Annotated in this window: 21 protein-coding genes; 19 read left to right on the forward strand and 2 right to left on the reverse strand. The window is 66.2% G+C overall.

What is annotated here, in order from left to right:
• Nucleotides 1-132: 132 nt before the first annotated feature.
• From moaA to H3005_RS08705, 19 genes are all read left to right on the forward strand, one after another.
• Nucleotides 133-1113, forward strand: coding sequence for a GTP 3',8-cyclase MoaA (gene moaA, locus H3005_RS08615; protein WP_191077934.1), 981 nt, complete (start codon nucleotides 133-135; stop codon nucleotides 1111-1113).
• Between the two features lie 8 nt (nucleotides 1114-1121).
• Complete coding sequence (gene moaCB, locus H3005_RS08620; protein WP_191077935.1) at nucleotides 1122-2120, forward strand: bifunctional molybdenum cofactor biosynthesis protein MoaC/MoaB; 999 nt, start codon at nucleotides 1122-1124, stop codon at nucleotides 2118-2120.
• On the forward strand, nucleotides 2117-3370 hold the full coding sequence (glp, locus tag H3005_RS08625; protein ID WP_191077936.1) for a gephyrin-like molybdotransferase Glp: 1254 nt from the start codon (nucleotides 2117-2119) through the stop codon (nucleotides 3368-3370). Before moaCB ends, glp begins: the two co-directional genes overlap by 4 nt.
• Nucleotides 3370-3630 (forward strand): MoaD/ThiS family protein, encoded by a 261-nt coding sequence (locus H3005_RS08630; protein WP_191077937.1) that lies wholly within the window; start codon nucleotides 3370-3372, stop codon nucleotides 3628-3630. The genes glp and H3005_RS08630 overlap by 1 nt, the downstream gene beginning before the upstream one ends.
• A 3-nt stretch (nucleotides 3631-3633) precedes the next feature.
• On the forward strand, nucleotides 3634-4113 hold the full coding sequence (locus tag H3005_RS08635) for a molybdenum cofactor biosynthesis protein MoaE (protein WP_191077938.1): 480 nt from the start codon (nucleotides 3634-3636) through the stop codon (nucleotides 4111-4113).
• A gap of 93 nt (nucleotides 4114-4206) precedes the next feature.
• On the forward strand, nucleotides 4207-4755 hold the full coding sequence (locus H3005_RS08640) for a molybdenum cofactor guanylyltransferase (RefSeq protein ID WP_279324076.1): 549 nt from the start codon (nucleotides 4207-4209) through the stop codon (nucleotides 4753-4755).
• Entirely contained in the window at nucleotides 4752-5117 is a 366-nt protein-coding gene (locus H3005_RS08645) for a hypothetical protein (RefSeq protein ID WP_191077939.1), read from the forward strand. Before H3005_RS08640 ends, H3005_RS08645 begins: the two co-directional genes overlap by 4 nt.
• 144 nt (nucleotides 5118-5261) lie before the next feature.
• Nucleotides 5262-6680: a NarK family nitrate/nitrite MFS transporter gene (locus H3005_RS08650; protein WP_191077940.1), complete on the forward strand. Its 1419-nt coding sequence runs from the start codon at nucleotides 5262-5264 to the stop codon at nucleotides 6678-6680.
• Nucleotides 6681-6749: 69 nt separating this feature from the next.
• Complete coding sequence (locus H3005_RS08655) at nucleotides 6750-10493, forward strand: nitrate reductase subunit alpha (RefSeq protein WP_100552688.1); 3744 nt, start codon at nucleotides 6750-6752, stop codon at nucleotides 10491-10493.
• Entirely contained in the window at nucleotides 10493-12037 is a 1545-nt protein-coding gene (narH, locus tag H3005_RS08660; RefSeq protein WP_100552687.1) for a nitrate reductase subunit beta, read from the forward strand. Before H3005_RS08655 ends, narH begins: the two co-directional genes overlap by 1 nt.
• On the forward strand, nucleotides 12037-12717 hold the full coding sequence (gene narJ, locus H3005_RS08665; RefSeq protein ID WP_100552686.1) for a nitrate reductase molybdenum cofactor assembly chaperone: 681 nt from the start codon (nucleotides 12037-12039) through the stop codon (nucleotides 12715-12717). Before narH ends, narJ begins: the two co-directional genes overlap by 1 nt.
• Nucleotides 12714-13421 (forward strand): respiratory nitrate reductase subunit gamma, encoded by a 708-nt coding sequence (gene narI / locus H3005_RS08670; protein ID WP_100552685.1) that lies wholly within the window; start codon nucleotides 12714-12716, stop codon nucleotides 13419-13421. Before narJ ends, narI begins: the two co-directional genes overlap by 4 nt.
• 3 nt (nucleotides 13422-13424) lie before the next feature.
• Nucleotides 13425-14324: a peptidylprolyl isomerase gene (locus tag H3005_RS08675; protein ID WP_099818662.1), complete on the forward strand. Its 900-nt coding sequence runs from the start codon at nucleotides 13425-13427 to the stop codon at nucleotides 14322-14324.
• Between the two features lie 24 nt (nucleotides 14325-14348).
• On the forward strand, nucleotides 14349-15680 hold the full coding sequence (locus tag H3005_RS08680; protein ID WP_191077941.1) for a nitrate/nitrite transporter: 1332 nt from the start codon (nucleotides 14349-14351) through the stop codon (nucleotides 15678-15680).
• Between the two features lie 97 nt (nucleotides 15681-15777).
• On the forward strand, nucleotides 15778-16992 hold the full coding sequence (locus H3005_RS08685) for a coproporphyrinogen III oxidase (RefSeq protein ID WP_100554130.1): 1215 nt from the start codon (nucleotides 15778-15780) through the stop codon (nucleotides 16990-16992).
• 11 nt (nucleotides 16993-17003) lie between these two features.
• On the forward strand, nucleotides 17004-17780 hold the full coding sequence (locus H3005_RS08690) for a helix-turn-helix domain-containing protein (protein ID WP_089235841.1): 777 nt from the start codon (nucleotides 17004-17006) through the stop codon (nucleotides 17778-17780).
• A gap of 20 nt (nucleotides 17781-17800) precedes the next feature.
• Nucleotides 17801-18544, forward strand: a complete 744-nt coding sequence (gene modA, locus H3005_RS08695; protein ID WP_100552683.1) for a molybdate ABC transporter substrate-binding protein — start codon at nucleotides 17801-17803, stop codon at nucleotides 18542-18544.
• 3 nt (nucleotides 18545-18547) lie between these two features.
• The gene (modB, locus tag H3005_RS08700) at nucleotides 18548-19231 is read left to right on the forward strand and encodes a molybdate ABC transporter permease subunit (RefSeq protein WP_089235839.1); all 684 of its coding nucleotides are present in this window, start codon (nucleotides 18548-18550) and stop codon (nucleotides 19229-19231) included.
• Entirely contained in the window at nucleotides 19221-19889 is a 669-nt protein-coding gene (locus H3005_RS08705) for an ATP-binding cassette domain-containing protein (protein WP_100552682.1), read from the forward strand. Before modB ends, H3005_RS08705 begins: the two co-directional genes overlap by 11 nt.
• Nucleotides 19890-20132: 243 nt before the next feature.
• On the opposite strand, the gene H3005_RS08710 is transcribed toward H3005_RS08705, so the two are convergent.
• Both H3005_RS08710 and H3005_RS08715 read right to left on the reverse strand, forming a co-directional pair.
• Nucleotides 20133-21668, reverse strand: coding sequence for a sulfite reductase flavoprotein subunit alpha (locus H3005_RS08710; RefSeq protein WP_191077942.1), 1536 nt, complete (start codon nucleotides 21666-21668; stop codon nucleotides 20133-20135).
• Nucleotides 21665-22093, reverse strand: coding sequence for a PAS domain-containing protein (locus tag H3005_RS08715; RefSeq protein WP_191077943.1), 429 nt, complete (start codon nucleotides 22091-22093; stop codon nucleotides 21665-21667). Before H3005_RS08715 ends, H3005_RS08710 begins: the two co-directional genes overlap by 4 nt.
• Nucleotides 22094-22196 lie beyond the last annotated feature (103 nt).

Raw genomic sequence — 22196 nt, forward strand, 5'->3', positions numbered from 1 at the left:
GCCGGCGGCGATTGATTTAAGTCATCCCGTTGCCAATGCCTGCCGCGTAGGCTGGCGTCAGTCTCAGCAGGCGAGGGTATCCGGGCCGTTCCGGGCACAGGCAAGACGGTGGAACAACAAGGTGGACCAGCCATGAGCCAACTCACCGACGGATTCGGGCGCAGCTTTCCCTACCTGCGCCTGTCGTTGACCGAGGCCTGCAACTTCCGTTGCAGTTACTGCCTGCCCGATGGCTACCAGGCCGATGGCCGCCCGCGCTTCCTGGCGGTGGACGAGATCGTGCGCCTGGTGCGCGCGTTTGCCATGCTGGGGATGACCAAGATCCGCCTTACCGGCGGTGAGCCCAGCCTGCGCAAGGATCTGGACGAAATCATCGCCACGGTGGCAGCCGTGCCGGGCATCCGCAAGGTGGCCATCACTACCAACGGCACGCTGCTGCCGCGCCGCCTGCCGGGCTGGCACCGCGCCGGCCTGACCGCGCTGAACGTGAGCATGGACAGCCTGCAGCGCGAGCGCTTCAGCAACATCACCGGCCACGACCGCCTGCCAGAAATCCAGCAGGGGCTGGAGATGGCGCAGGCACTGGGCCTGCCGGCCATCAAGCTCAATGCAGTACTGCTGCGCGGCCTGAACGACGACGAGCTGCCGCAGTGGATGGACTTCCTGCGCGACCGTCCTTTCAGCGTGCGCTTCATCGAACTGATGCGTACCGGCGACAACGAGGCCTATTTCCAGCGGCACCACCTGCGTGCCGAACACGTGATCGACCAGCTGCATGCCGCCGGTTGGCATGAGCGCCCGCGCGCGGCCGATGCCGGCCCGGCGCGCGAGTTCAGCCACCCGCAGCATCGCGGCACGGTGGGAATCATCGCTCCGTATTCGCGTGACTTCTGCAAGGGCTGCAACCGCCTGCGCGTGACCGCCAAGGGCGACCTGCGGCTGTGCCTGTTCGGCGAATTCGGCGTGCCACTGCGCCCGCTGCTGCAGAGCGACGATGACCAGGACGCGCTGCTGGCGCGCATCACCACACAGCTCGGCCTGAAAGCGGCCGGGCACGGATTGCATCAGGGCCAGACCGGGTTGACCCCGCACCTGGCGTCGATCGGAGGATGAGGAACACGATGAGTGGTGAATTGAACGCGGCCTTCCACATGGCCGATGTGCGCGACAAGCGCGTTACCCGCCGCCGCGCGGTGGCGGTGGGCGAGCTGCATGCCGGACCGGTGGCCTACCCGCTGATTGTCGAGCGCCGCCTGCCCAAGGGCGATGCGCTGGTGATGGCCGAGATTGCCGGCCTGCAGGGCGCGAAGATGGCCTCGATGCTGATGCCGCTGTGCCACCCGCTGCCGCTGGAGCTGGTGCAGGTGTACTGCGCGCCGGTGCCGGAACGGCAGTCGATCCGCGTGTGGTGCGAGTGTGCCAGCGAGGCCCGCACCGGTGTGGAGATGGAAGCACTGGCCGGGGTGAACGCCGCACTGCTGACCCTGTACGACCTGAGCAAGCCGGTGGAGCCGGCGCTGCGTATCGAGGGCATCCGCCTGCTGTTCAAGGAAGGCGGCAAGCGCGGCCTGTGGCTGCATCCGGATGGCATGGACGAGGGTGAGCGCGAGCGCTTCCGGCCGCGCCCGCCCAAGGGCCTCAACGGTGCGGCCTGTGCGGTGATCACCCTGAGCGATCGCGCGAGCGAGGGCACCTATGCCGACGAGTCCGGGCCGAGGCTGGTGAGCGGGCTGCAGTCGCTCGGTGGCGAGGTGGTGGCTGCCGAGGTGCTGCCCGATGGCGTCGAACCGCTTGCAGGTCGCCTGCGTGCGCTGGCGGGCGAGGGCGTACGCCTGTGCCTGTGTACCGGCGGCACCGGGCTTGGCCCGCGCGACCTGACCCCGGAAGCGCTGCGTTCGTTGAGCGCGCGACCGGTGCACGGGCTGGCGCAGATGGTGCGTGCGTTGAGCGCGCAGCACACGCCGATGGCCTGGCTGAGCCGTGCCGAGGTGGTGCAGCTGGATGGCATGCTGGTATTTGCGCTGCCGGGCAGCCCGCGTGCCGCTGCGCAGTGCCTGAACATTCTGGCGCCTGTGCTGGGCCACGCGCTGGCGATGGTCGATGGCGGTGCCCACGCATGATCGCCTACAGCGAAGCGCTGCAGCACCTGATGGAGGCAGCCACACCGCTGCCGGCCGAGCGCCTGACACTGCATGAGGCGGGTGGTCGCATCCTGGCCACAGACATCATCAGCGGGCAGTCGCTGCCGCCGTTCGACAATTCGGCGATGGACGGCTTCGCGCTGCGCGCCAAGGGCATGCCCTTCGAAAGCGGTACCGGGTTTGCGGTGCAGGGCTGGCAGGCCGCAGGCGATGCCGGTGCCGAGGGCGGCGAAGGTGCCTGGGAAATCATGACCGGCGCGCGCATGCCAGTTGGGCTGGATACGGTGGTGCCGATCGAGAACGTGGAGATCCTTGCCAGCGAGGATGGCCGGCCGACCCGCATTGCGTTGAAGAGCGCGGTGAAGCCTGGCCAGAACGTGCGCCTGCGTGGACAGGATGTGGAAGAGGGCGAGCGCGTGCTGCAGGCCGGGCAGGCGCTGGACATCAATGCGCGCACCCTGCTGCATGCGATCGGCGTGGCCGAGGTGGCGGTGGTGGCACGGCCGAAGGTCGCTGTCATTGCCACCGGCAAGGAGCTGGTGACCGAAGCGGCGCAGGCGCTGGACTCCGGACAGATCCGTGACAGCAACCGGCCCTATCTGATCGGCCGCCTGCAGGCCGCCGGTGCCGAGGTGGTGTGGCAGGGCACGGTGGGCGATGAGGTGGCTGCCTTCGATGCAGCGCTGGATGACGCGCTGACGGCAGGGGCGCAGGTGCTGGTGAGCACCGGTGCGGTGTCGGCGGGCCGCTACGACTTCATTCCCGATGCGTTGCGCGCGCGTGGCGCCCGCATCGTGTTTCACAAAGTGGCGATCCGCCCGGGCAAGCCGCTGCTGTTCGCGGTGCTGCCGGGCGGCGCGCTGTATTTTGGCCTGCCCGGCAACCCGGTGTCGGCGGCAGTGGGGCAGCGCTTCTTCGTTGAACCGGTGCTGCGTCGCATGCTGGGCCTGGCCGCCGAGCCGCTGCTGCAGCTGCCGCTGCAGGCCGACGTGCGCAAGCCGCCGGGTCTGCGCTTTCACGCGCGGGCGCGGGTGGAAGTGGACGCGCAGGGGCGCTTGAGCGCGCGCGTGCTGGCCGGCCAGGAATCGTTCCGTTTGAAATCCATGCTGCAGGCCAACGCCTGGGTGGTGCTGGAGGGCGAGGGTGACCTTGCCACGGCCGGCACGCCGGTGCGCGTGCAGGGCTGGGGCCATCAGGACCCGCTGCAGCTGGCGAACCAGGAGTCATGATGAAACAGGTGAATCTGCAGTTGTTCGGTGCGTTTTCCGATCTGGATGCCAGCCGCGAGATCGCGCTGGAGGTGGCCGGTGGCACCGTGGCCGATCTGCGCCAGGCGTTGCGTGAGCTGTTGCCGCTGCGCTTTCCCGGTTTCCGCGCCGGGTTGCTGGACTATTCGGCCTTCGCCGACCAGCAGCGCGTGCTGCGTGACCACGAGGCGCTGCCCGCCGATGGCAAGGTGGCGATCCTGCCGCCGGTGAGTGGGGGCTGAGCCATGAGCAACGTGACTGCGAAAGTGGTGGACCGCGCGCAGCGCGCCATCGATCCGGCCGAAGGCATTGCGGCGGTATCCGACCCGGCATTCGGCGGCATCGATGTGTTCATCGGCAAGGTGCGCGACTTCAATGTGGGGCGGCCGGTGACCGGCATCACCTACGACCTGTTCGAACCGCTGGTGGTGAACGAGATCCAGCGCTTGGCGGCGGAGATCGAGGCGACGTTCGGGCCGAAGCTGAAACTGTACGTGGCACATGCCAAGGGCCGTTTGGGCATTGGCGATGTGGCGGTGGTGGTGGCCGCGGGCAGCCCGCACCGTGATGAAGCGTTCCGCGCGTGCCGACAGTTGATCGAGGCGGTGAAACACCAGTGCCCGATCTGGAAACAGGAACATTACGAAGACGGCGACAGCGAGTGGAGCGAAGGCTGCACCCTGTGCCACGCCGACAGTGAACCGGCCCATGAGCACCACCATTGACCCCAGTAGATCCACGCCATGCGTGGATGGGGCCTTCCCGTCGCGCCCGGCAGGGGCAGCCACGCATGGCGTGGCTCTACTGGAGTTTTCCGCGTGAACACGACCATCGCCGGCATCGTGCTGGCCGGTGGCCTGTCCAGCCGCATGGGCCGCGACAAGGCGCTGCTGCCCTGGCAGGGGCGCACGCTGCTGGAGCACATGCGCGGCACGTTGCGGCTGGCCGGGGCAGACCGTGTTTGGGTGAGCGGACGCTACCCGGCCTTCGGCGGCGTGCCCGACCAGATCACACGGTGCGGGCCGCTGGGCGGCCTGTTCAGCGTGGCAATGCAGATGCCCGATGGCCCCGCTTGGGTGGTGCCGGTGGATACGCCCCGTCTGACCCCGGATCTGCTGCGGCAATTGCGTGACGGGCATCGCAGCGCTTGCACGATCTTTGACGGGCATCCGCTTCCGATGCTGTTTAATGTGGACAATGAAAGTCGCACGATCCTCGAAAACATGATCCACGATCCCCTCGGTCCGCGTTCCCTGCAGGCCCTGCAACACCGGCTGGACGCGCAGACCCTGCGCCTGGCCCACGCTGATGAAAGCGCCCTGGTCAACTGCAATACCCCCACCCAATGGGAGGACGTTGCCTCATGAAGGTGCAGCTGCAAGAACAGACAATGCGCCTGCGCCTGGACGAAGCCGAACTGGCCCAGCTGCTGGCCGGTGAGACGGTGGAGAACGTGACCCGGTTCGGCGGCAGTGGCGGCTGGGGTACGGCTGTTTCGCTGCATGGTGGCGAATCGGCCGTGCTGCTCGACAGCGGTACCGATTGCCGGCTGGTGCTGCCACGGTCATCGGTGGAGGATCTTGCCGGGCGCCTGCCGTGCCGCGATGGCTTGGCCTTTGCGCTGTATCTGGATGACGGCACCACGCTGCAGCTGCAGTTCGATGTGGATGTGCGCGACAGCGTGCGCCAGCGCGGGGTGACGCGCCGCAGTTCCGCATCATCGGTTTGACATTTGTCAGGGGCGAGGGGGAAACCCGCGCCTGATTGATCCAGATCAACCCCGTCGTTACTGCTGCACGGCCTAATGGCTGCATGACGACGGGTTACAACTTGAAAGCAGTACCCACGTCATTCCACAGCCTTGGAGCCATGTATGACCGTCGGTAGCGATCCTGTTGTCCGCAGCACTGCCAGTCCTGGTCGCGTCATCAGCGACTGGACGCCGGAAGATCCCGGCTATTGGGAGCGCACCGGCAAGCGGGTCGCCACCCGCAACCTGGTCATCTCCATTCCCTCGCTGCTGCTGGCCTTCTCGGTCTGGGTACTGTTCTCGGCGGTGACCATCAGCCTGCCGAAGATCGGCTTCGGCTTCAGCACCGATCAGTTGTTCTGGCTGGTGGCACTGCCCAGCCTGTCCGGCGCGACGCTGCGCATCTTCTATTCGTTCGTGATTCCGATCTTTGGCGGTCGCCGATGGACGGCGCTGTCCACCGCATCACTGCTGGCACCGACGATCTGGCTTGGCTTTGCGGTGCAGAACCCGGCGACGCCTTACTGGGTGTTCGTGGTGATTGCGATCCTGTGTGGCTTTGGTGGGGCGAACTTCTCCTCGTCGATGTCCAACATTTCCTTCTTCTATCCCAAGCAGAAGCAGGGCCTGGCGCTGGGCCTGAATGCCGGCCTGGGCAATGTCGGCGTGTCGGTGGCACAGGCGGTGATCCCGCTGGTGATCACGGTGGGCGTGTTTGGTGCCCTCGGTGGTGCACCGCAGCCGGTGGTGGAGGGGGGTGCTCCGCTGTACCTGCAGAATGCCGGCTTCATCTGGGTGCCGGCCATTGCGATCTGCGCGGTGGCGGCCTGGTTCGGCATGAATGACCTGACCAGCGCCCGCTCCTCGTTCGCCGAACAGGCGGTGATTTTCCGCCGCAAGCACAACTGGCTGATGTGCTGGTTGTACATCGGCACCTTCGGTTCCTACATCGGTTTCTCGGCCGGCTTCCCGATGCTGGTGAAGAGCCAGTTCCCCGCCGTGAACCCGCTGGCCTACGCCTTCATCGGCCCGTTGCTGGGTGCGCTGATGCGCTCGGTGGGCGGCAGCATGGCTGACCGCTGGGGCGGTGCGCGGCTGACGTTCTGGGTGTTCGCGCTGATGATCGCAGCGGTGTTCGGCGTGCTGCATTTCCTGCCCAGCGATGGCCAGGGCGGCAATTTCTACGGCTTCCTCTTCAGCTTCATGGCGCTGTTCGTGCTCAGTGGCATCGGCAACGGCACCACCTTCCGCATGATCCCGGTGATCTTCCGCACGCTGCATGAGCGCCTGTCGGCAGGTGCCAATGCGGAAGGCAAGGCCGCGTCGGCGCACCAGGCCAGCACCGAGTCGGCCGCGGTCGTGGGCTTCTCCGGTGCGATCGGTGCCTACGGCGGCTTCTTCATTCCCAAGAGCTACGGCTCTTCGATCACGTTGACCGGCAGCCCCGACATGGCGCTGTACGGGTTCGTCGTTTTCTATGTCACCTGCCTGGCCGTGACCTGGTGGTGGTACTACCGGCGCGGCGCAGAGACGCCTTGCTGACATGAAAACGCACCGCAGCCAGATGACACACACAGCCACGATGCAGATGTCCGCAAAGGGAGACCCCCGATGAGTTATTTCCTTGATCGCTTGCAGTTCTTCAAGCGTGACCCCCAGCCCTTTGCCGATGGCCATGGGTTTGCCAAGAGCGAAGGCCGTGACTGGGAGAACAGTTACCGCCAGCGCTGGCAGTACGACAAGATCGTGCGTTCAACCCACGGTGTGAACTGCACCGGTTCGTGCAGTTGGAAGATCTACGTCAAGAATGGCCTGGTGACCTGGGAAACCCAGCAGACCGATTACCCGCGCACGCGCCCGGACCTGCCCAACCACGAACCGCGTGGCTGCCCGCGTGGCGCCAGCTATTCCTGGTACCTCTACAGCGCCAACCGACTGAAGTACCCGCTGATCCGCGGCACGCTGCTGCGCCTGTGGCGCGAAGCGCGCAGGACCCAGGGGCCAGTGGATGCGTGGGCCAGCATCGTGGAGGACAAGGAAAAGGCGCGCTCGTACAAGACCCGGCGCGGCATGGGTGGTTTCGTGCGGCTGAACTGGGAAGAGGCCAACGAGATCATCGCGGCCTCCAACCTGTATACGGTGAAGCAGTACGGACCGGACCGCGTGGTCGGCTTCTCGCCGATTCCGGCGATGTCGATGGTGTCCTACGCCGCCGGTGCGCGTTACCTGTCGCTGCTGGGCGGTGCCTGCCTGTCCTTCTATGACTGGTATTGCGATCTGCCGCCGGCTTCGCCGCAGGTCTGGGGCGAGCAGACCGACGTGCCCGAATCGGCTGACTGGTACAACAGCCGCTACATCATCGCCTGGGGCTCGAACGTGCCGCAGACGCGTACACCCGATGCGCACTTCTTCACCGAGGCGCGCTACAACGGCACCAAGACGGTCTCGATCTGCCCGGACTATTCCGAGCTGGCCAAGCTGACCGATCACTGGCTGCACCCGAAGCAGGGCACCGACGCCGCGTTGGCGTTCGCCTTTGGTCACGTGATCCTGCGCGAGTTCCATGTCGATTCACCGTCGCAGTACTTCCAGGACTACTGCCGCCAGTACTCGGACATGCCGATGCTGGTGCGCCTGGAGCGTCGCGCCGACGGCCGCCTGGTGGCCGGGCGTTTCCTGCGCGCCAGTGAGCTGGGTGGATTGGGCGAGGCCAACAACCCGGACTGGAAGACCCTCGCTTACGACGAGACCAGTGGCCAGATCGTGGTGCCGAACGGTTCGATCGGTTTCCGCTGGGGCGAAAAGGGTCGCTGGAACATCGAGGAGAAGGCCAGCAACGGGGCGGATACGCGCCTGCGCTTGAGCCTGTCCGATGCCAACGATGGCATCGAGGCGGTCAGCTTCCCGTATTTCGGTGGCATCGAGAGTGACGGCTGGACGGCCGCCCCGGCCGAGGAAGTACTGGACCGCAACATCCCGGTGCGCCGCCTGGCCACGGCCGATGGCAGCGAGACCCTGGTGGCGACGGTCTATGACCTGCTGCTGGCGCAGTACGGCGTGGACCGCGGTTTCGGCGGCGCCAATGTCGCCACGAGCTTCGATGAGAACGTGCCGGGCACGCCGGCCTGGCAGGAACGCATCACCGGCGTGCCGCGTGGCGAGGTGATCGAGATCGCCCGCGAGTTCGCGCGTACCGCCGACAAGACCCATGGCCGCTCGATGATCATCGTCGGCGCGGGCATGAACCACTGGTTCCACAACGACATGAACTACCGCGGCCTGATCAACATGTTGATCATGTGCGGTTGCGTGGGCCAGACCGGTGGCGGCTGGGCGCACTACGTGGGCCAGGAAAAGCTGCGCCCGCAGACCGGCTGGCAGCCGCTGGCGTTCGGCCTGGACTGGAGCAAGCCGCCGCGCCATATGAACGGTACGTCGTTCTTCTACTTCAACACCGGGCAGTGGCGCTACGAGAAGCTGCAGGTGGACGAGCTGCTGTCACCGCTGGCCGACGCCAGCAAGTACAGCGGCAGTCTGGCCGACCTGAACCTGCGCGCCGTGCGCATGGGCTGGTTGCCATGCGCGCCGCAGCTTGACCGCAATCCGCTGCAGCTGGTGCGCGAGGCCGAAGCGGCCGGCGTGGCCCCTGCCGATTACGCACTGGGCAAGTTCAAGGACGGTTCGCTGGACTTCGCCTTTGCCGATCCGGACGCGCAGCAGAACCACCCACGGATGATGTTCATCTGGCGCTCGAACCTGCTGGGTTCGTCGGGCAAGGGCCACGAGTACATGCTGCGGCACCTGCTGGGTACCCGCCACGGCCTGCAGGGCAAGGACCTGGGCGAGATGGGGGCGGTGAAGCCGGAGGAAGTGAAGTGGCGCGACGAGGCGCCGGAAGGCAAGCTCGACCTGCTGGTGACGCTGGACTTCCGCATGTGTACCACCGCGTTGTATTCGGACATCGTGCTGCCGACGGCCACCTGGTACGAGAAGGACGATCTCAACACCTCGGACATGCATCCGTTCATCCATCCGCTGTCGAAGGCGGTGGACCCGGCGTGGGAATCGCGCAGTGACTGGGACATCTTCAAGGAGGTTGCGCGCACCGTAAGCGAAATGGCGCCCGGCGTGCTGGGGGTGGAGAAGGACCTGGTGCTGGTGCCGACCCTGCACGACACCCCCAACGAGCTGGGCATGCCGTTCGGCGTGGCCGACTGGAAGAAGGGCGAGTGCGAGGCCATCCCCGGCCAGACCATGCCGTCGATGACGGTGGTGGAGCGCGATTACCCGAACCTGTATCGCAAGTTCACCTCGCTGGGGCCGCTGCTGGACAAGCACGGCAATGGTGGCAAGGGCATGAACTGGGACACGAAGCACGAGGTGGAGTTCCTCGGCAAGTTGAACCACACCGTGCACGAGGAGGGCGTCAGCCAGGGCCGGCCGGCCATCTCGACCGCGATCGACGCGGCCGAAGTGATCCTGCACCTGGCCCCGGAAACCAATGGCCATGTGGCGGTGAAGGCCTGGGAATCGCTGGGCGGCTTCACCGGCCGCGAGCACACCCATCTGGCGGTGGGCAAGGAGCACGAGGCGATCCGCTTCCGTGACATCCAGGCGCAGCCGCGCAAGATCATCTCCTCGCCGATCTGGTCCGGGCTGGAAGACGACAACGTCAGCTACAACGCGGGCTACACCAATGTGCACGAGCTGATTCCGTGGCGCACGGTGACCGGCCGCCAGCAGTTCTACCAGGACCATGAGTGGATGATCGACTTCGGCGAGGCCTTCATGAGCTACCGGCCGCCGGTCAACACCCGCACCATCGAGCCGCTGCTCAACCAGCGCTCGAACGGCAACAAGGAGATCGTGCTGAACTGGATCACCCCGCACCAGAAGTGGGGCATCCACAGCACCTACAGCGACAACCTGATCATGCAGACGCTGTCGCGCGGTGGCCCGATCGTGTGGATCAGCGAGGACGACGCGCACAGTGCCGGCATCGTTGACAACGACTGGATCGAGCTGTTCAACGTCAACGGCGCGATCGCCGCACGTGCGGTGGTCAGCCAGCGCGTGATGCCGGGCATGGCGATGATGTACCACGCCCAGGAACGCATCATCAACGTACCGGGTTCGGAGATTTCCGGTACCCGCGGCGGCATCCACAACTCGGTGACCCGCATCGTGCTCAAGCCGACCCACATGATCGGTGGCTACGCGCAGCTGGCCTACGGTTTCAACTACTACGGCACCTGCGGCACCAACCGCGACGAGTTCGTGATCGTGCGCAAGATGGACAAGGTGGATTGGCTGGATGGCGAGGCCGTCCCGGCCGCCGCCAAGGAGGTGGTGTGATGAAGGTCCGTGCACAGATCGCGATGGTGCTGAACCTGGACAAGTGCATCGGCTGCCACACCTGCTCGATCACCTGCAAGAACGTCTGGACCTCGCGCGAGGGTGTCGAGTACGCCTGGTTCAACAACGTTGAAACCAAGCCGGGCATCGGCTATCCGAAGGAATGGGAAAACCAGGAGAAGTGGAACGGCGGCTGGGTGCGTACCGGCAGCGGCAAGCTGGTGCCACGCGCTGGCGGTCGCTGGCGGATGCTGGCCAAGATCTTCGCCAACCCGGACCTGCCGCAGATCGACGATTACTACGAGCCGTTTGACTTCGACTACCAGAACCTGCACACCGCCAAGGACAGCCAGCACCAGCCGACCGCAAGGCCGCGCTCGCTGATCAGTGGCGAGCGCATGCAGAAGATCGAGTGGGGCCCGAACTGGGAGGAGATCCTGGGCTCGGAGTTCAGCAAGCGCTCGCGAGACTACAACTTCAATGAAGTGCAGAAGGAGATCTACGGCGCCTTCGAAAAGACCTTCATGATGTACCTGCCGCGCCTGTGCGAGCACTGCCTGAACCCGGCGTGCGTGTCGGCGTGCCCATCGGGCGCGATCTACAAGCGCGAAGAAGACGGCATCGTGCTGATCGACCAGGACAAGTGCCGTGGCTGGCGCATGTGCGTGTCGGCATGCCCGTACAAGAAGATCTATTACAACTGGAAGAGCGGCAAGTCTGAGAAGTGCATCTTCTGCTACCCGCGCATCGAGATGGGTGAGCCGACGATCTGTTCGGAAACCTGTGTCGGCCGCATCCGCTACCTGGGCGTGATGCTGTACGACGCCGACCGCATTGCCGAGGCCGCATCGGTGGCCGCCGAAAAGGATCTGTACCAGGCCCACCTGGACATCTTCCTGGACCCGCATGACCCGGCGGTGATTGCCGCCGCACGTGCGGAAGGCATTCCGGACAGCTGGCTGGAATCGGCCAAGCAGTCGCCGGTCTACAAGATGGCCATCGACTGGAAGCTAGCCCTGCCGCTGCACCCGGAGTACCGCACGCTGCCGATGGTCTGGTATGTGCCGCCGTTGTCGCCGATCCAGTCGGCCGCCGAACGTGGCCGCATCGGCATGAGTGGCGAGTTGCCGGACGTGGCCTCGCTGCGCATTCCGGTGCGCTACCTGGCCAACATGCTGACGGCCGGTGACGAGGCACCGGTGGTGCGTGCGCTGGAACGCCTGATGGCGATGCGCGCCTGGCGCCGGGCCAAGAACGTGGACGGCGTTGAGGACACCGCTGTGCTGGACCAGGCCGGACTGACCGTGGCCCAGGTTGAAGAGATGTACCGCTACCTGGCCATTGCCAACTACGAGGACCGTTTCGTGATTCCCAGCGCTCACCGCGAGTACGCCAACGACGCGTTCGGCGAACGCGGCGGCTGCGGCTTCACCTTCGGCAACGGCTGCAACGGCGACAGCCCGGCCGACCTGTTCGGGCAGCGCAAGAGCACCAGCTTCGTGGTGAACAACGGGCCCAACCACCGCCGCAAGGAGGTGGTCTGATGAGCGTTCTGAAGCTGGTGGGGGTGCTGCTGGATTACCCCCGCGAGGAACTGTGGCAGCACGGCGGGGAACTGCTGGCGGCCTGTGACGAGGTGGCACTGACGCCGACGCGGCGCAGGCAGCTGCGCGGCTTCGTGCAGCAGTTGCTGGACAGCGATCCGCTGGATGCGCAGGCCGCGTGGCTGGCAACCTTCGACCGCGGCCGTTCGATGAGCCTGCTGCTGTTCGAACACATCCACGGCGAATCGCGTGACCGTGGCCAGGCCATGGTCGATCTGGTGGAAACCTACCGCAAGCACGGCTTCGAGCTGGATGCACGCGAACTGCCGGACTACCTGCCGCTGTTGCTGGAGTTCCTGGCGCATCGTCCTGAGGCAGAGGCGCGGGAGTGGCTGCACCACATCGGCCACATCGCCGGGATGCTGGCCGCGCGCGCCGCCGAGCGCGAGCTGCCACATGTGCCGCTGCTGGAGATCCTGGTGGAGGCCGGCGACGGCAAGGTCAACCTGGAGGCGCTGCGGCAACGCGCCAGCGAAGAGCCCCGCGACGATACGGCCGAGGCGATGGACAAGCTGTGGGAAGAGGAAGCCGTGCGTTTCGGCGCCGAAGCTCCTGCCGAAGACTGCAAGCCACCGACACGCTCACCGGCCCGCCCTGTGCATCGAGAGGTCCAGCCATGAACTACTACCTGCATCAATTCGCTTTCCAGTACTACCCATACATCGCCGTGGCGGTGCTGCTGATCGGCAGCTGGGCGCGCTATGACAAGGCCATGTACACCTGGCGCACCGGTTCCAGCCAGATGCTGTCGGACAAGGGCATGCGGATCGGCAGCAACTGCTTCCACATCGGCATCCTGGCCATCCTGGGTGGTCATCTGGTGGGCCTGCTGACCCCACACGTGGTGTACGAGCACTTCATCACCTCCTCGCAGAAGCAGATGCTGGCGATGGTGGTGGGCGGCGTGTTCGGTGCGTTGTGCTTCATCGGCATCAGCATCCTGCTGGTGCGCCGCCTGACCAACGCCCGCGTGCGCGCCACCGGCAGCTTCGGCGACACCCTGGTGCTGGTGCTGCTGTTCGCCCAGCTCTGTCTTGGCCTGTACAGCATCCGCGTGTCGGCTGGACATCTGGACGGTGGGGTGATGGTGCAGCTGGCCGAGTGGGCGCAGCACATCGTGACCTTCCGTGCCGGTGCCGCTGACTACATCGAGGGCGTCAGCTGGGTCTACAAGATGCACATCTTCCTGGGCCTGACCCTGTTCCTGATCGCGCCGTTCACCCGTCTGGTGCACGTCTGGAGCATTCCGGTCAGCTATCTGTGGCGGCCATACCAAGTGGTGCGCCGTCGCCAGGCGGCGCTGCGTTACGGACCGCGGGAGTAAGCCATGGGCAGCCTGCCGAAGTTCCTGCCGATCACCGTGATCGATTCCACCCAGCCTGTTCCGGCCGAGGCCCACCAGCACCAGCATGACGGGGCAGAGCAGGGTCCGCGCTCGCTTGGGCAACCGGCACCGTGCCGGTTGTTCGTGGAGGACACGGCGATCAGCGAGGCCGACATCGCCCGCGAGATGCAACACCATCGGGCGCTGCGCCCGGAACAGTCGCGTGCCGAGGCGGCACGCGCACTGGTGGTGCGTGAACTGCTGCGATTGGAAGCACAGCGCCTGGGCCTGCTGGCGCCAGCCGGCGGCCGGGTAAGCGATGAGGAAGTGCTGATCCAGCAACTGCTGGAAGACGCAATTGAAGACCGGGTGCCGACCGACGAGGACTGCCAACGGTATTTCGAACAGAACCCGGAACGATTCCGCTCGCCGGACCGCGTGCGCCTGCGCCATATCCTGCTGGCCGCGCCGGCCGATGATGTGGCCGGGCGCCTGGAGGCGCGCACCGAGGGCGAGCGCTTGGCCAATGAACTGAAGGAAGCGCCGCACCTGTTCGCCGACTTCGCCCTGCGCCATTCGCGCTGCCCGTCGAGCAGCGAGGGCGGTGACCTGGGTTGGCTGCAGCGTGGGCAGACCACGCCGGAGTTCGATCGCCAGGTGTTCCGCCTGCGCGAGGGCCTGGCCGGCTTCCCGGTGGAATCACGCTGGGGCTACCACGTGGTCAGCATCGATGGGCGCGAGGAAGGGCAGCCGCTGCCGTTCGACGCAGTGCTGCCACAGATCCGTGACTACCTGGAGCTGCAGGTGCGCCAGCGCGAAGTGCAGGCCTACCTGTTGCAGCTGCAGGAGCGCTACCCGGTACGCGGGCTGGATGAGATCGAAGCCGAAGCCGAAATCGGCTGACCCACTCTTGAGGAAGGAGGTTGCATGAACCAGGCCCTTGCCCCCGCCAGTGCCGGGCAGCAGCAGCGTGCGCTGTGGCTGAGCACGTTCGCGTTCACCGTGTGCTTTGCGGTGTGGATGATCTTCTCCATCATCGGTATCCAGATCAGCGAGCAGCTGGGCCTGACCGACACCCAGTTCGGCCTGCTGATCGCCACCCCGGTGCTGACCGGCTCGGTCAGCCGTGTGTTCCTGGGCATCTGGTCCGACCAGTTCGGTGGCCGCAAGGTGATGGCGCTGGTGATGCTGTGTGGCGCAGTCGCCACCTGGATGCTGACCTACGCGCACACCTACCCGCAATTCCTGTTCGCCGCGTTGTGCGTGGGCATTGCCGGTGGCAATTTCTCGGTAGGCGTGGCCTACGTGTCCAAGTTCTTCCCGGCCAGCAAGCAGGGCACGGCGCTGGGCATCTTCGGTGCCGGCAACATCGGTGCGGCAGTCACCAAACTGCTGGCGCCGATGGTGATGGTGGCGGCGGGCTGGATGATGGTGGCCAAGGTGTGGGCAGTGGCACTGGCGATCACGGCGGTGCTGTTTTTCCTGTTCAGCAAGGAAGACCCCTCGCTGGAGAAGCGGCGCCGTGATGGGGTGAAGCCGGTGCCGTTCGCCGAGCAGATGGCACCGTTGAAGAATCTGCAGGTATGGCGGTTCTCGTTGTATTACTTCTTCGTGTTCGGTGGCTTCGTGGCACTGGCGCTGTGGCTGCCGCATTACCTGGTGGGTGCGTACGGCATGGACGTCGGCACCGCCGGCATGCTGGCCGCGTGCTATTCGATCCCGGCCAGCCTGTTCCGCGTGGTGGGCGGCTGGATGTCGGACCGGATGGGGGCGCGCCGGGTGATGTACTGGACCTTCGGTGTGTCGGCCATCTGTACGTTCCTGCTGGCCTATCCGGATACCGAGTACGTGGTGAAGGGCATCCATGGTCCGATCCACTTCCACCTGGCCATTGGCGTGGTGATGTTCACCGTGCTGGTGTTCGTGCTGGGCTTCTTCATGTCGCTGGGCAAGGCTGCGGTCTACAAGCACATCCCGGTGTATTACCCCCGGCACGTGGGGGCGGTGGGCGGCGTGGTGGGCATGATCGGTGGCCTTGGTGGCTTCATCCTGCCGATCGTGTTCGGTGCGTTGAACGATGCGCTGGGTATCTGGAGCAGCTGTTTCATGCTGCTGTTCGTGGTGGTGTCCGCCGCGCTGGCGTGGATGCACTTCGCCATCCGCCGGATGGAGCGTCGACACTTCCCGCAGATCGATCGCGAGACCGACCTGCCGGAGGCCATCGATGCGGCGGCGGTCGATCGTGCGCGCGGCACCTGAATGGTGGTGCCGGCCGCTGGCCGGCAACCTCAGGGCAATGCGTCACGCTTGATTTCGATCAGGGCTGTGCGAAGAGGAACGCGCGAGGATGACCGCCATGAGCTTCCATGTTGATGCGAGCGAGGACACTGCGCTGCAGGCGGCATTGCTGCGGCAACCCCGCCACGTGCTGTTTCCGCCGCCCGACCAGTTCAGTGCCGGCTTCGGTGAAAGCGGCTGGCGTGCCGCCGTGCGCGCCAGCAACGAGCACCTGATTCCGCGTGGACTGACGCTGGGTTTCCAGACCGGCCGCATGGGCCGCGACGTGCCGGCCGAACGCTATCTGGACACGTTGCTGGCCGCGTTGCGCCTGCAGGCTGATGTTCTGGCCGAGGACCGTGAGGTGGTGGCGATGGTGCTGCAGCTGGGCCTTGCCGAAGCACTGCCGCCGGCGCTGCTGGGGCAGTTGCTGGATGCAGTGCCGCGGCACCTGCGCACCGTGGCCCGGCCGCAGGTGGAGGTGCGGCTGGATGCCGGCAGCGCCGTGGCGCCGGCACAACTGCGCGCGGTGGGCTGCACCCGGCTGAACGTGATCGATCGTGCCGATGCACCTGGCCCGGCAGTGCTGGCGCAGGCGCGCGACGCGGGCTTTACCGCGCGCTACTACCAGTTGCGTGTACCTGCGGCGGAGGATGCGGGATTCATCGGGCGATTGCAGGCCGTGCTGGCAGATGCGCCCGAGCGCGTGCTGCTGCCGGCGCCATGCGCGCTGCCTGAGCATCCCTCATCGGAACGCTGGCTGCAGGCGTGGCGATTGCTGCGCGAGGCGGGCTATGTGGGTATCGGTGGTGACCATCACCAGCGCGGCGACCTGCCGGATCCGAACGGCCCGGGTGACGGTCAGCGTCATTGCGATCTGGCCGGCGTGCCGCGCCGCGATCGCAGCGATTTCATCGGCATCGGCCTTGCGGCATGCAGCCAGATCGGTGAGGTGTTCTACCGGACGGAAGATGACCTGGCGCGCTGGCAGGCCCGCCTGCACGCGGGGCATATGGGCGTGGCCGCGGGCCTGATCCTGTCCGAGGGGGAACGCCTGGCTGCCGAGGTCGCGCAGAGCATCGCCTGCGACCATGCGCTGGATGCTGCCGCCTTCGAGTGGCGCAATGATGTTCCGTTCGATGAATGCTTCGCCGAGACCCTGCCCGCACTCGCACCGCTGCTCGCGCGTGGCTGGGCGCGCTGGGACGGCGGCGTGCTTCGCCTGGCCGAGGAAGGGCGGTTGCTGTGGCGTATGATGGCCGCATGCTTCCGGCCGGCGGCCGCCATCGCTTGAGTGCTGTCCCGATGTCTTCGACTCCGCCTTCCCAGGCCAGACCCGGCCGCACCACGCCGAATCCCGCCGCCGCCGATGATGGCGATGCGCTGCATTTCTGCAGCACCTGTGCCTTCTCCGATGCGTGCATGTCGCAGGGCTATGACAAGACGGCGCTGGGCGAACTGCATGTGCTGGTTGACCATGTAGGGCCGTTCCATGCGGGCGACTACATTTTCCGCGCGGGAGAGGCCTTCGATTCCATCGCGGCGGTGCGCGCAGGCATGGTCAAGACCTTCGTCGATGACAGCCAGGGCAACGAACAGGTGCTGGGCTTTGCGCTGCCGGGCGAGGTGATCGGGCTCAACGCGATTCATGGCTCGCGTTTCCCCTGCAACGCGGTGGCACTGGATACGGTGCACCTGTGCCGCATTTCGTTCCCCAAGTTGAGCCTGCTGGCCACCCGCATGCCGGGGCTGCAGGCGAAGCTGTTCAGCCTGCTCAGTGCGGAGATTGGCAAGGTCGCCACGCTGGCGGCCAACCACCGCACCGAAGAGCGGATGGCGGCGTTCCTGCTGGATATGTCGGCCCGTTATGCACGGCGTGGTTTTTCCGCGACCCGCTTCAACCTGACCATGGCCCGCACCGAGATCGCCAACTATCTGCGGATGGCGCCGGAGACGGCCAGCCGGGTGCTGCGGCGGCTGAGCGATGACGGTGTGATTGCGGTGAAGCAGCGCGAGATCCTGCTGTTGCAACCCGACCGGCTGGCGGCGCTGGCCGTTGCAGATGAGAACGACCCCGATTGAACCTGGCCTGGGAGGCGACGATGAAGCGATGCGCAATGGTGTTTCTGGGGCTGCTGGTCTCGCTGCCTGCGTGGGCGGGCAACCTGACCGTGTCGGCGGCATCCAGCCTGACCGAGAGCTTCCGCGAGCTGGGCGCCGCCTATGAGAAGGCAAACCCGGGCAGCAAGGTCGACTTCAACTTTGCTGCTTCCGGCGTGCTGCTGCAGCAGATCGCGCGGGGCGCGCCGGTGGATGTGTTCGCCTCGGCCGATGAAACAACGATGGACCAGGCGGCGCAGCAGAAGCTGCTGGCAGCGGGTACGCGTGCGGTCTTCGCAGTGAACGCGCTGTGGGTGGTGGTGCCGCCGCAGGCGAAGGCGCCGCCGCGCGCACTGGCCGATCTGGCGGGTGCCGGCGTGCAGCGCATTGCACTGGGCAACCCGGACAGCGTGCCGGTGGGCCGCTACGCGCAGGGTGCGCTGCAGGCCGCAAAGCTGTGGCCGGCAGTGCAGGGCAAGGTGATCAGTACGCAGAACGTGCGGCAGTCGCTGGATTACGTGGCACGGGGCGAGGTGGATGCGGGCTTTGTCTACGCTACCGACGCGCAGGCGATGCCGGATCGCGTGCGGCGCGCGTTCGACGTTCCGGTTGCCGGACGCATCGCCTATCCGCTCGCGGTGGTGCAGGCCAGCACGCAGCCGGTGGAAGCCAAGCGCTTCGCGGCGTTCGTTCGCTCGGCGCAGGGCCAGGCGATCCTGCAGAAGCACGGGTTCGGCAAGCCCTGACGGATGGACCTGGACTGGAGCGCATTGGGGTTGTCGTTGAAAGTGGCCGGCTGGGCCACCGCGATCAATCTCGTAGCAGGCGTGGCACTTGGCGCCCTGCTGGCGCGACGGCGTTTTCCCGGTCGGGAACTGCTGGATTCGATACTGACCCTGCCGATGGTGCTGCCACCGACGGTGCTGGGCTACTACCTGCTGGTGCTGATCGGGCGCAATGGCCCGATCGGTGCCTGGCTGCAGTCGTGGTTCGGTATCAACCTGGTATTTACCTGGCAGGCGGCGGTGATCGCTGCCGCGGTAGCGTCACTGCCGCTGGTGTTCAAGCCGGCACGCGCCGCATTCGAAGAAGTGGATGGTCAGTTGGAGCAGGCCGCGCGCACGCTGGGCGTGTCCGAAGCCGCGGTGTTCTTCCGCATTACCCTGCCGCTGGCATGGCGCGGAATTCTGGCTGGCCTGCTGCTGGCGTTCGCACGGGCGATGGGTGAGTTCGGCGCCACGCTGATGGTGGCCGGCAGCATTCCGGGCCGCACGCAGACCTTGTCGATCGCCATCTATGAAGCGGTGCAGGCGGGGCAGGATGGCAAGGCGAATGCGCTGGTGATCCTGACGTCGGTGGTATGCATCGTGATCCTGCTGCTGGCCGCACGGCTGGTGGGCGGGCGCCGCCGGGAGCTGCGCGATGTGGCTTGACCTGCAGGTGCAGCGGCGATTGCAGGCATCCGGCCAGACCTTCGAACTGGACGTGGCACTGCAGTGTAAGCAGCGGCAGGTGGTGCTGTTCGGGCCCTCGGGCGCCGGCAAGAGCCTGACGCTGAAAGCGGTGGCCGGTCTGTTGCGCCCGGAGCACGGACATGTGCGCCTGCACGGGCAGGCGTTGTTCGATGCAGGTGCTGGGATTGATCTGCCACCGCAGCGTCGTCGCTTGGGATATGTGTTCCAGGATTACGCGCTGTTCCCGCACCTGAGCGTGCGCCAGAACGTGGCGTTCGGGCTTGAGCGGGGTTGGTTGAATCCGCGGCGCGGGACCCGTATCGAGGCAGTTGAGCAGTGGTTGCAGGCGTTCCGTATCGAGCATGTGGCGGATCTGCTGCCGTCACAGGTATCCGGTGGCCAGCGCCAGCGTACGGCGTTGGCACGAGCGCTGGTGACCCGGCCGCAGGCCTTGCTGCTGGACGAGCCGTTCGCAGCGCTCGACCACGACCTGCGCCAGCACCTGCGACAAGAGCTGGAAACCGTGCTGGATGAAACCGGCATTCCGCTGCTGCTGATCAGCCACGATCCGCAGGACGTAGCGGTGTTCGGCCAGCAGGTAGCGCGCGTGGTGGATGGGCGAATCGTCGGCGATTGACCTGTGATGGTAGTGCCGGCCGCTGGCCGGCAACCACGGAATCCGGAGCAGCCGGCCAGCGGCCGGCACTACCCGAAGGGCGGTTCAATCAGGACGTGGCGGTGTTCGGCCAGCAGGTTGCACGGGTGGTGGATGGGCGAATCGTCGGCGATTGACCTGTGATGGTAGTGCCGGCCGCTGGCCGGCAACCACGGAATCCGGAGCAGCCGGCCAGCGGCCGGCTCTACCCCTGGGCGAGGCGCCTCAATACAGCTCGCAGTGGGTGCGGCCCTCGCCGCGCAGGGTGTCCCAATGGCCGTCACCGCCGATCGCGTCGATGGCTGCACGCACCGCACCTTCCAGGTGGCTCTTGTTGCCACACAGGTAGATGTGGCCGCCACGGGCCAGCACATCCTGCATCTGCGCGGCCTGCTGCTGCAGCACATGCTGCACATAGACCTTCTGCGCGGCATCGCGCGAGAACGCGGTGTGCAGGCCAGCCAGTACGCCACGCGCCTGCCAGTCCTGAAGCTGCTCGCGGTACAGGAAGTCGTGCTCGCGATGCTTCTCGCCGAACACCAGATGGACCTCCCGTGCATCGCCGGTGGCCTGCAGTTCCTGCATCAGGCCCATCAGAGGGGCGATGCCGGTACCAGTGCCGACCAGCAGCAGGGGCGCGTCGCCGCTGTCGGGCAGGTGAAAGCCCGGATTGGAGCGGCAGTACACACGGGCTGTGTCGCCGCCGTGCAGCAGGCTGCCGGTGGCGGTGCCGAAGCGTTCGCGGCCACGCAGGGTGTAGCGCACCTCGCGCACGCACAGGCTCAGCTGATCATCGTGCGGATGCGAGGCGATGGAATAGGCACGGGGCAGGCGTGGTGACAGGAGTTCACGCAGGCGGGTCAGCGGCACGCTGTCCGGGGTGGTGTGGTCCTGCAGCACATCCAGCAGGTCCAGGCCATGCAGGTAGGCGTCCAGTTCACGCTTCTGGCTGATCTTCAGCAGGCCCTTCAGTACGTCGCTGCCGCCCAGCTTTGCCAGCTCGCGCAGCACGCCCTTGCTGAGCAGGCGCAGCTCGCGATCGCGCAGGGCGTCGACGGCGCTGGAATCCCCCAACCAGGTGGCCAGTGCCTGCAGCAATGCCGGATCGTTTTCCGGAACCAGATGCAGGGTGTCGCCGGCCCGGTAGACCATGCCGCTGCCGGCGATGTCCAGCTGCAGGTGCCAGGCGGCAGGGCCACCATGGCTCAGGCGTCGCCGTTCGACGATGCGGGCGTTGAAGGCATTGTCTTCGCCGTAGGCCGTCACCTGCAGGCGCAGATCCTGGCCCGCGGTCGCATCACCCTCCAGCACCTGGCCCAGCACCGGCCGCCACTGCTGGAAAAACTGCTCGTAACCGAGGTCGGCGTCGACACGGTGCAGCAGCGGCTGTGCCTGACGCTCGCTCAGCGCTGCATCCAGCGCCTTGGTGAAGCCGCAGAAGCTGGGGTAGCCGGTATCCCCCAGGCCGAACACCGCATAGCGCAGTCCGGGCAGGGCGGGCGCCTGGCGCAGCGACTCGAAGAAGCTCTCGCCATTGGCCGGCGGTTCGCCGTCGCCGAACGAACTGGAGATGGCCAGCAGCACATCGCCGTGGCCGAGGCTGGCCACATCGATGTCATTGAACGGCAGGACCTGCGGCCCATGCGGCTGCAGGTCCGGGTCCGCGCCCAGGCGCTGGGCCAGGGCGCGGGCGTTGCCCGACTCGGAGGCGAAACCCACCAGCAGCCGGCTGATGGGCGTGCGTGTGGGAATGGCGTTCACGCAGCCTCGTAGAAGTCGTCGAACTTTTCCTTGCTGAACTCGACCAGGTCGTAGTTCTGCATCAGGTCGTTCACCACGCGGCGGATGCTGATGTACGAGGTGATGTTGCCCTCGGCATCGAACAGCGGCTGCACGGTGGTGTCGACCACGTAGAGCACGCCGCCCTTGCCCAGGTTCGGCACGATGCCGGTCCAGGTCTTGCCGGCCTTGATGGTGTCCCACATATCCTTGTAGACGGCCTTGGGCACGTCCGGATGGCGGACGATGCTGTGCGGCTGGCCGATCAGTTCCTCGCGCGCGAACCCGGTGAGCGTGCAGAACAGGTCGTTGGCATAGGTGATGTTGCCCTGCAGGTCGGTGGTGGAGATCACCATCACGTTCTGCATGGCGTTGAGCAGCTGGGCGTTGTCGGGGGTGTGGCTCATCGCAGGTCCTTTGGATGCCGGTGACGCCGGCGTATTGGGTTCCTGCATAGAGATACGCGCCCGTGGCGGTGGGCGGATTGATATAGGTCAAGCGTGCGCCGGG

The organism is Stenotrophomonas sp. Br8, from assembly GCF_014763005.1.
In the GTDB taxonomy this organism is placed as follows: Bacteria; Pseudomonadota; Gammaproteobacteria; order Xanthomonadales; family Xanthomonadaceae; genus Stenotrophomonas; species Stenotrophomonas lactitubi.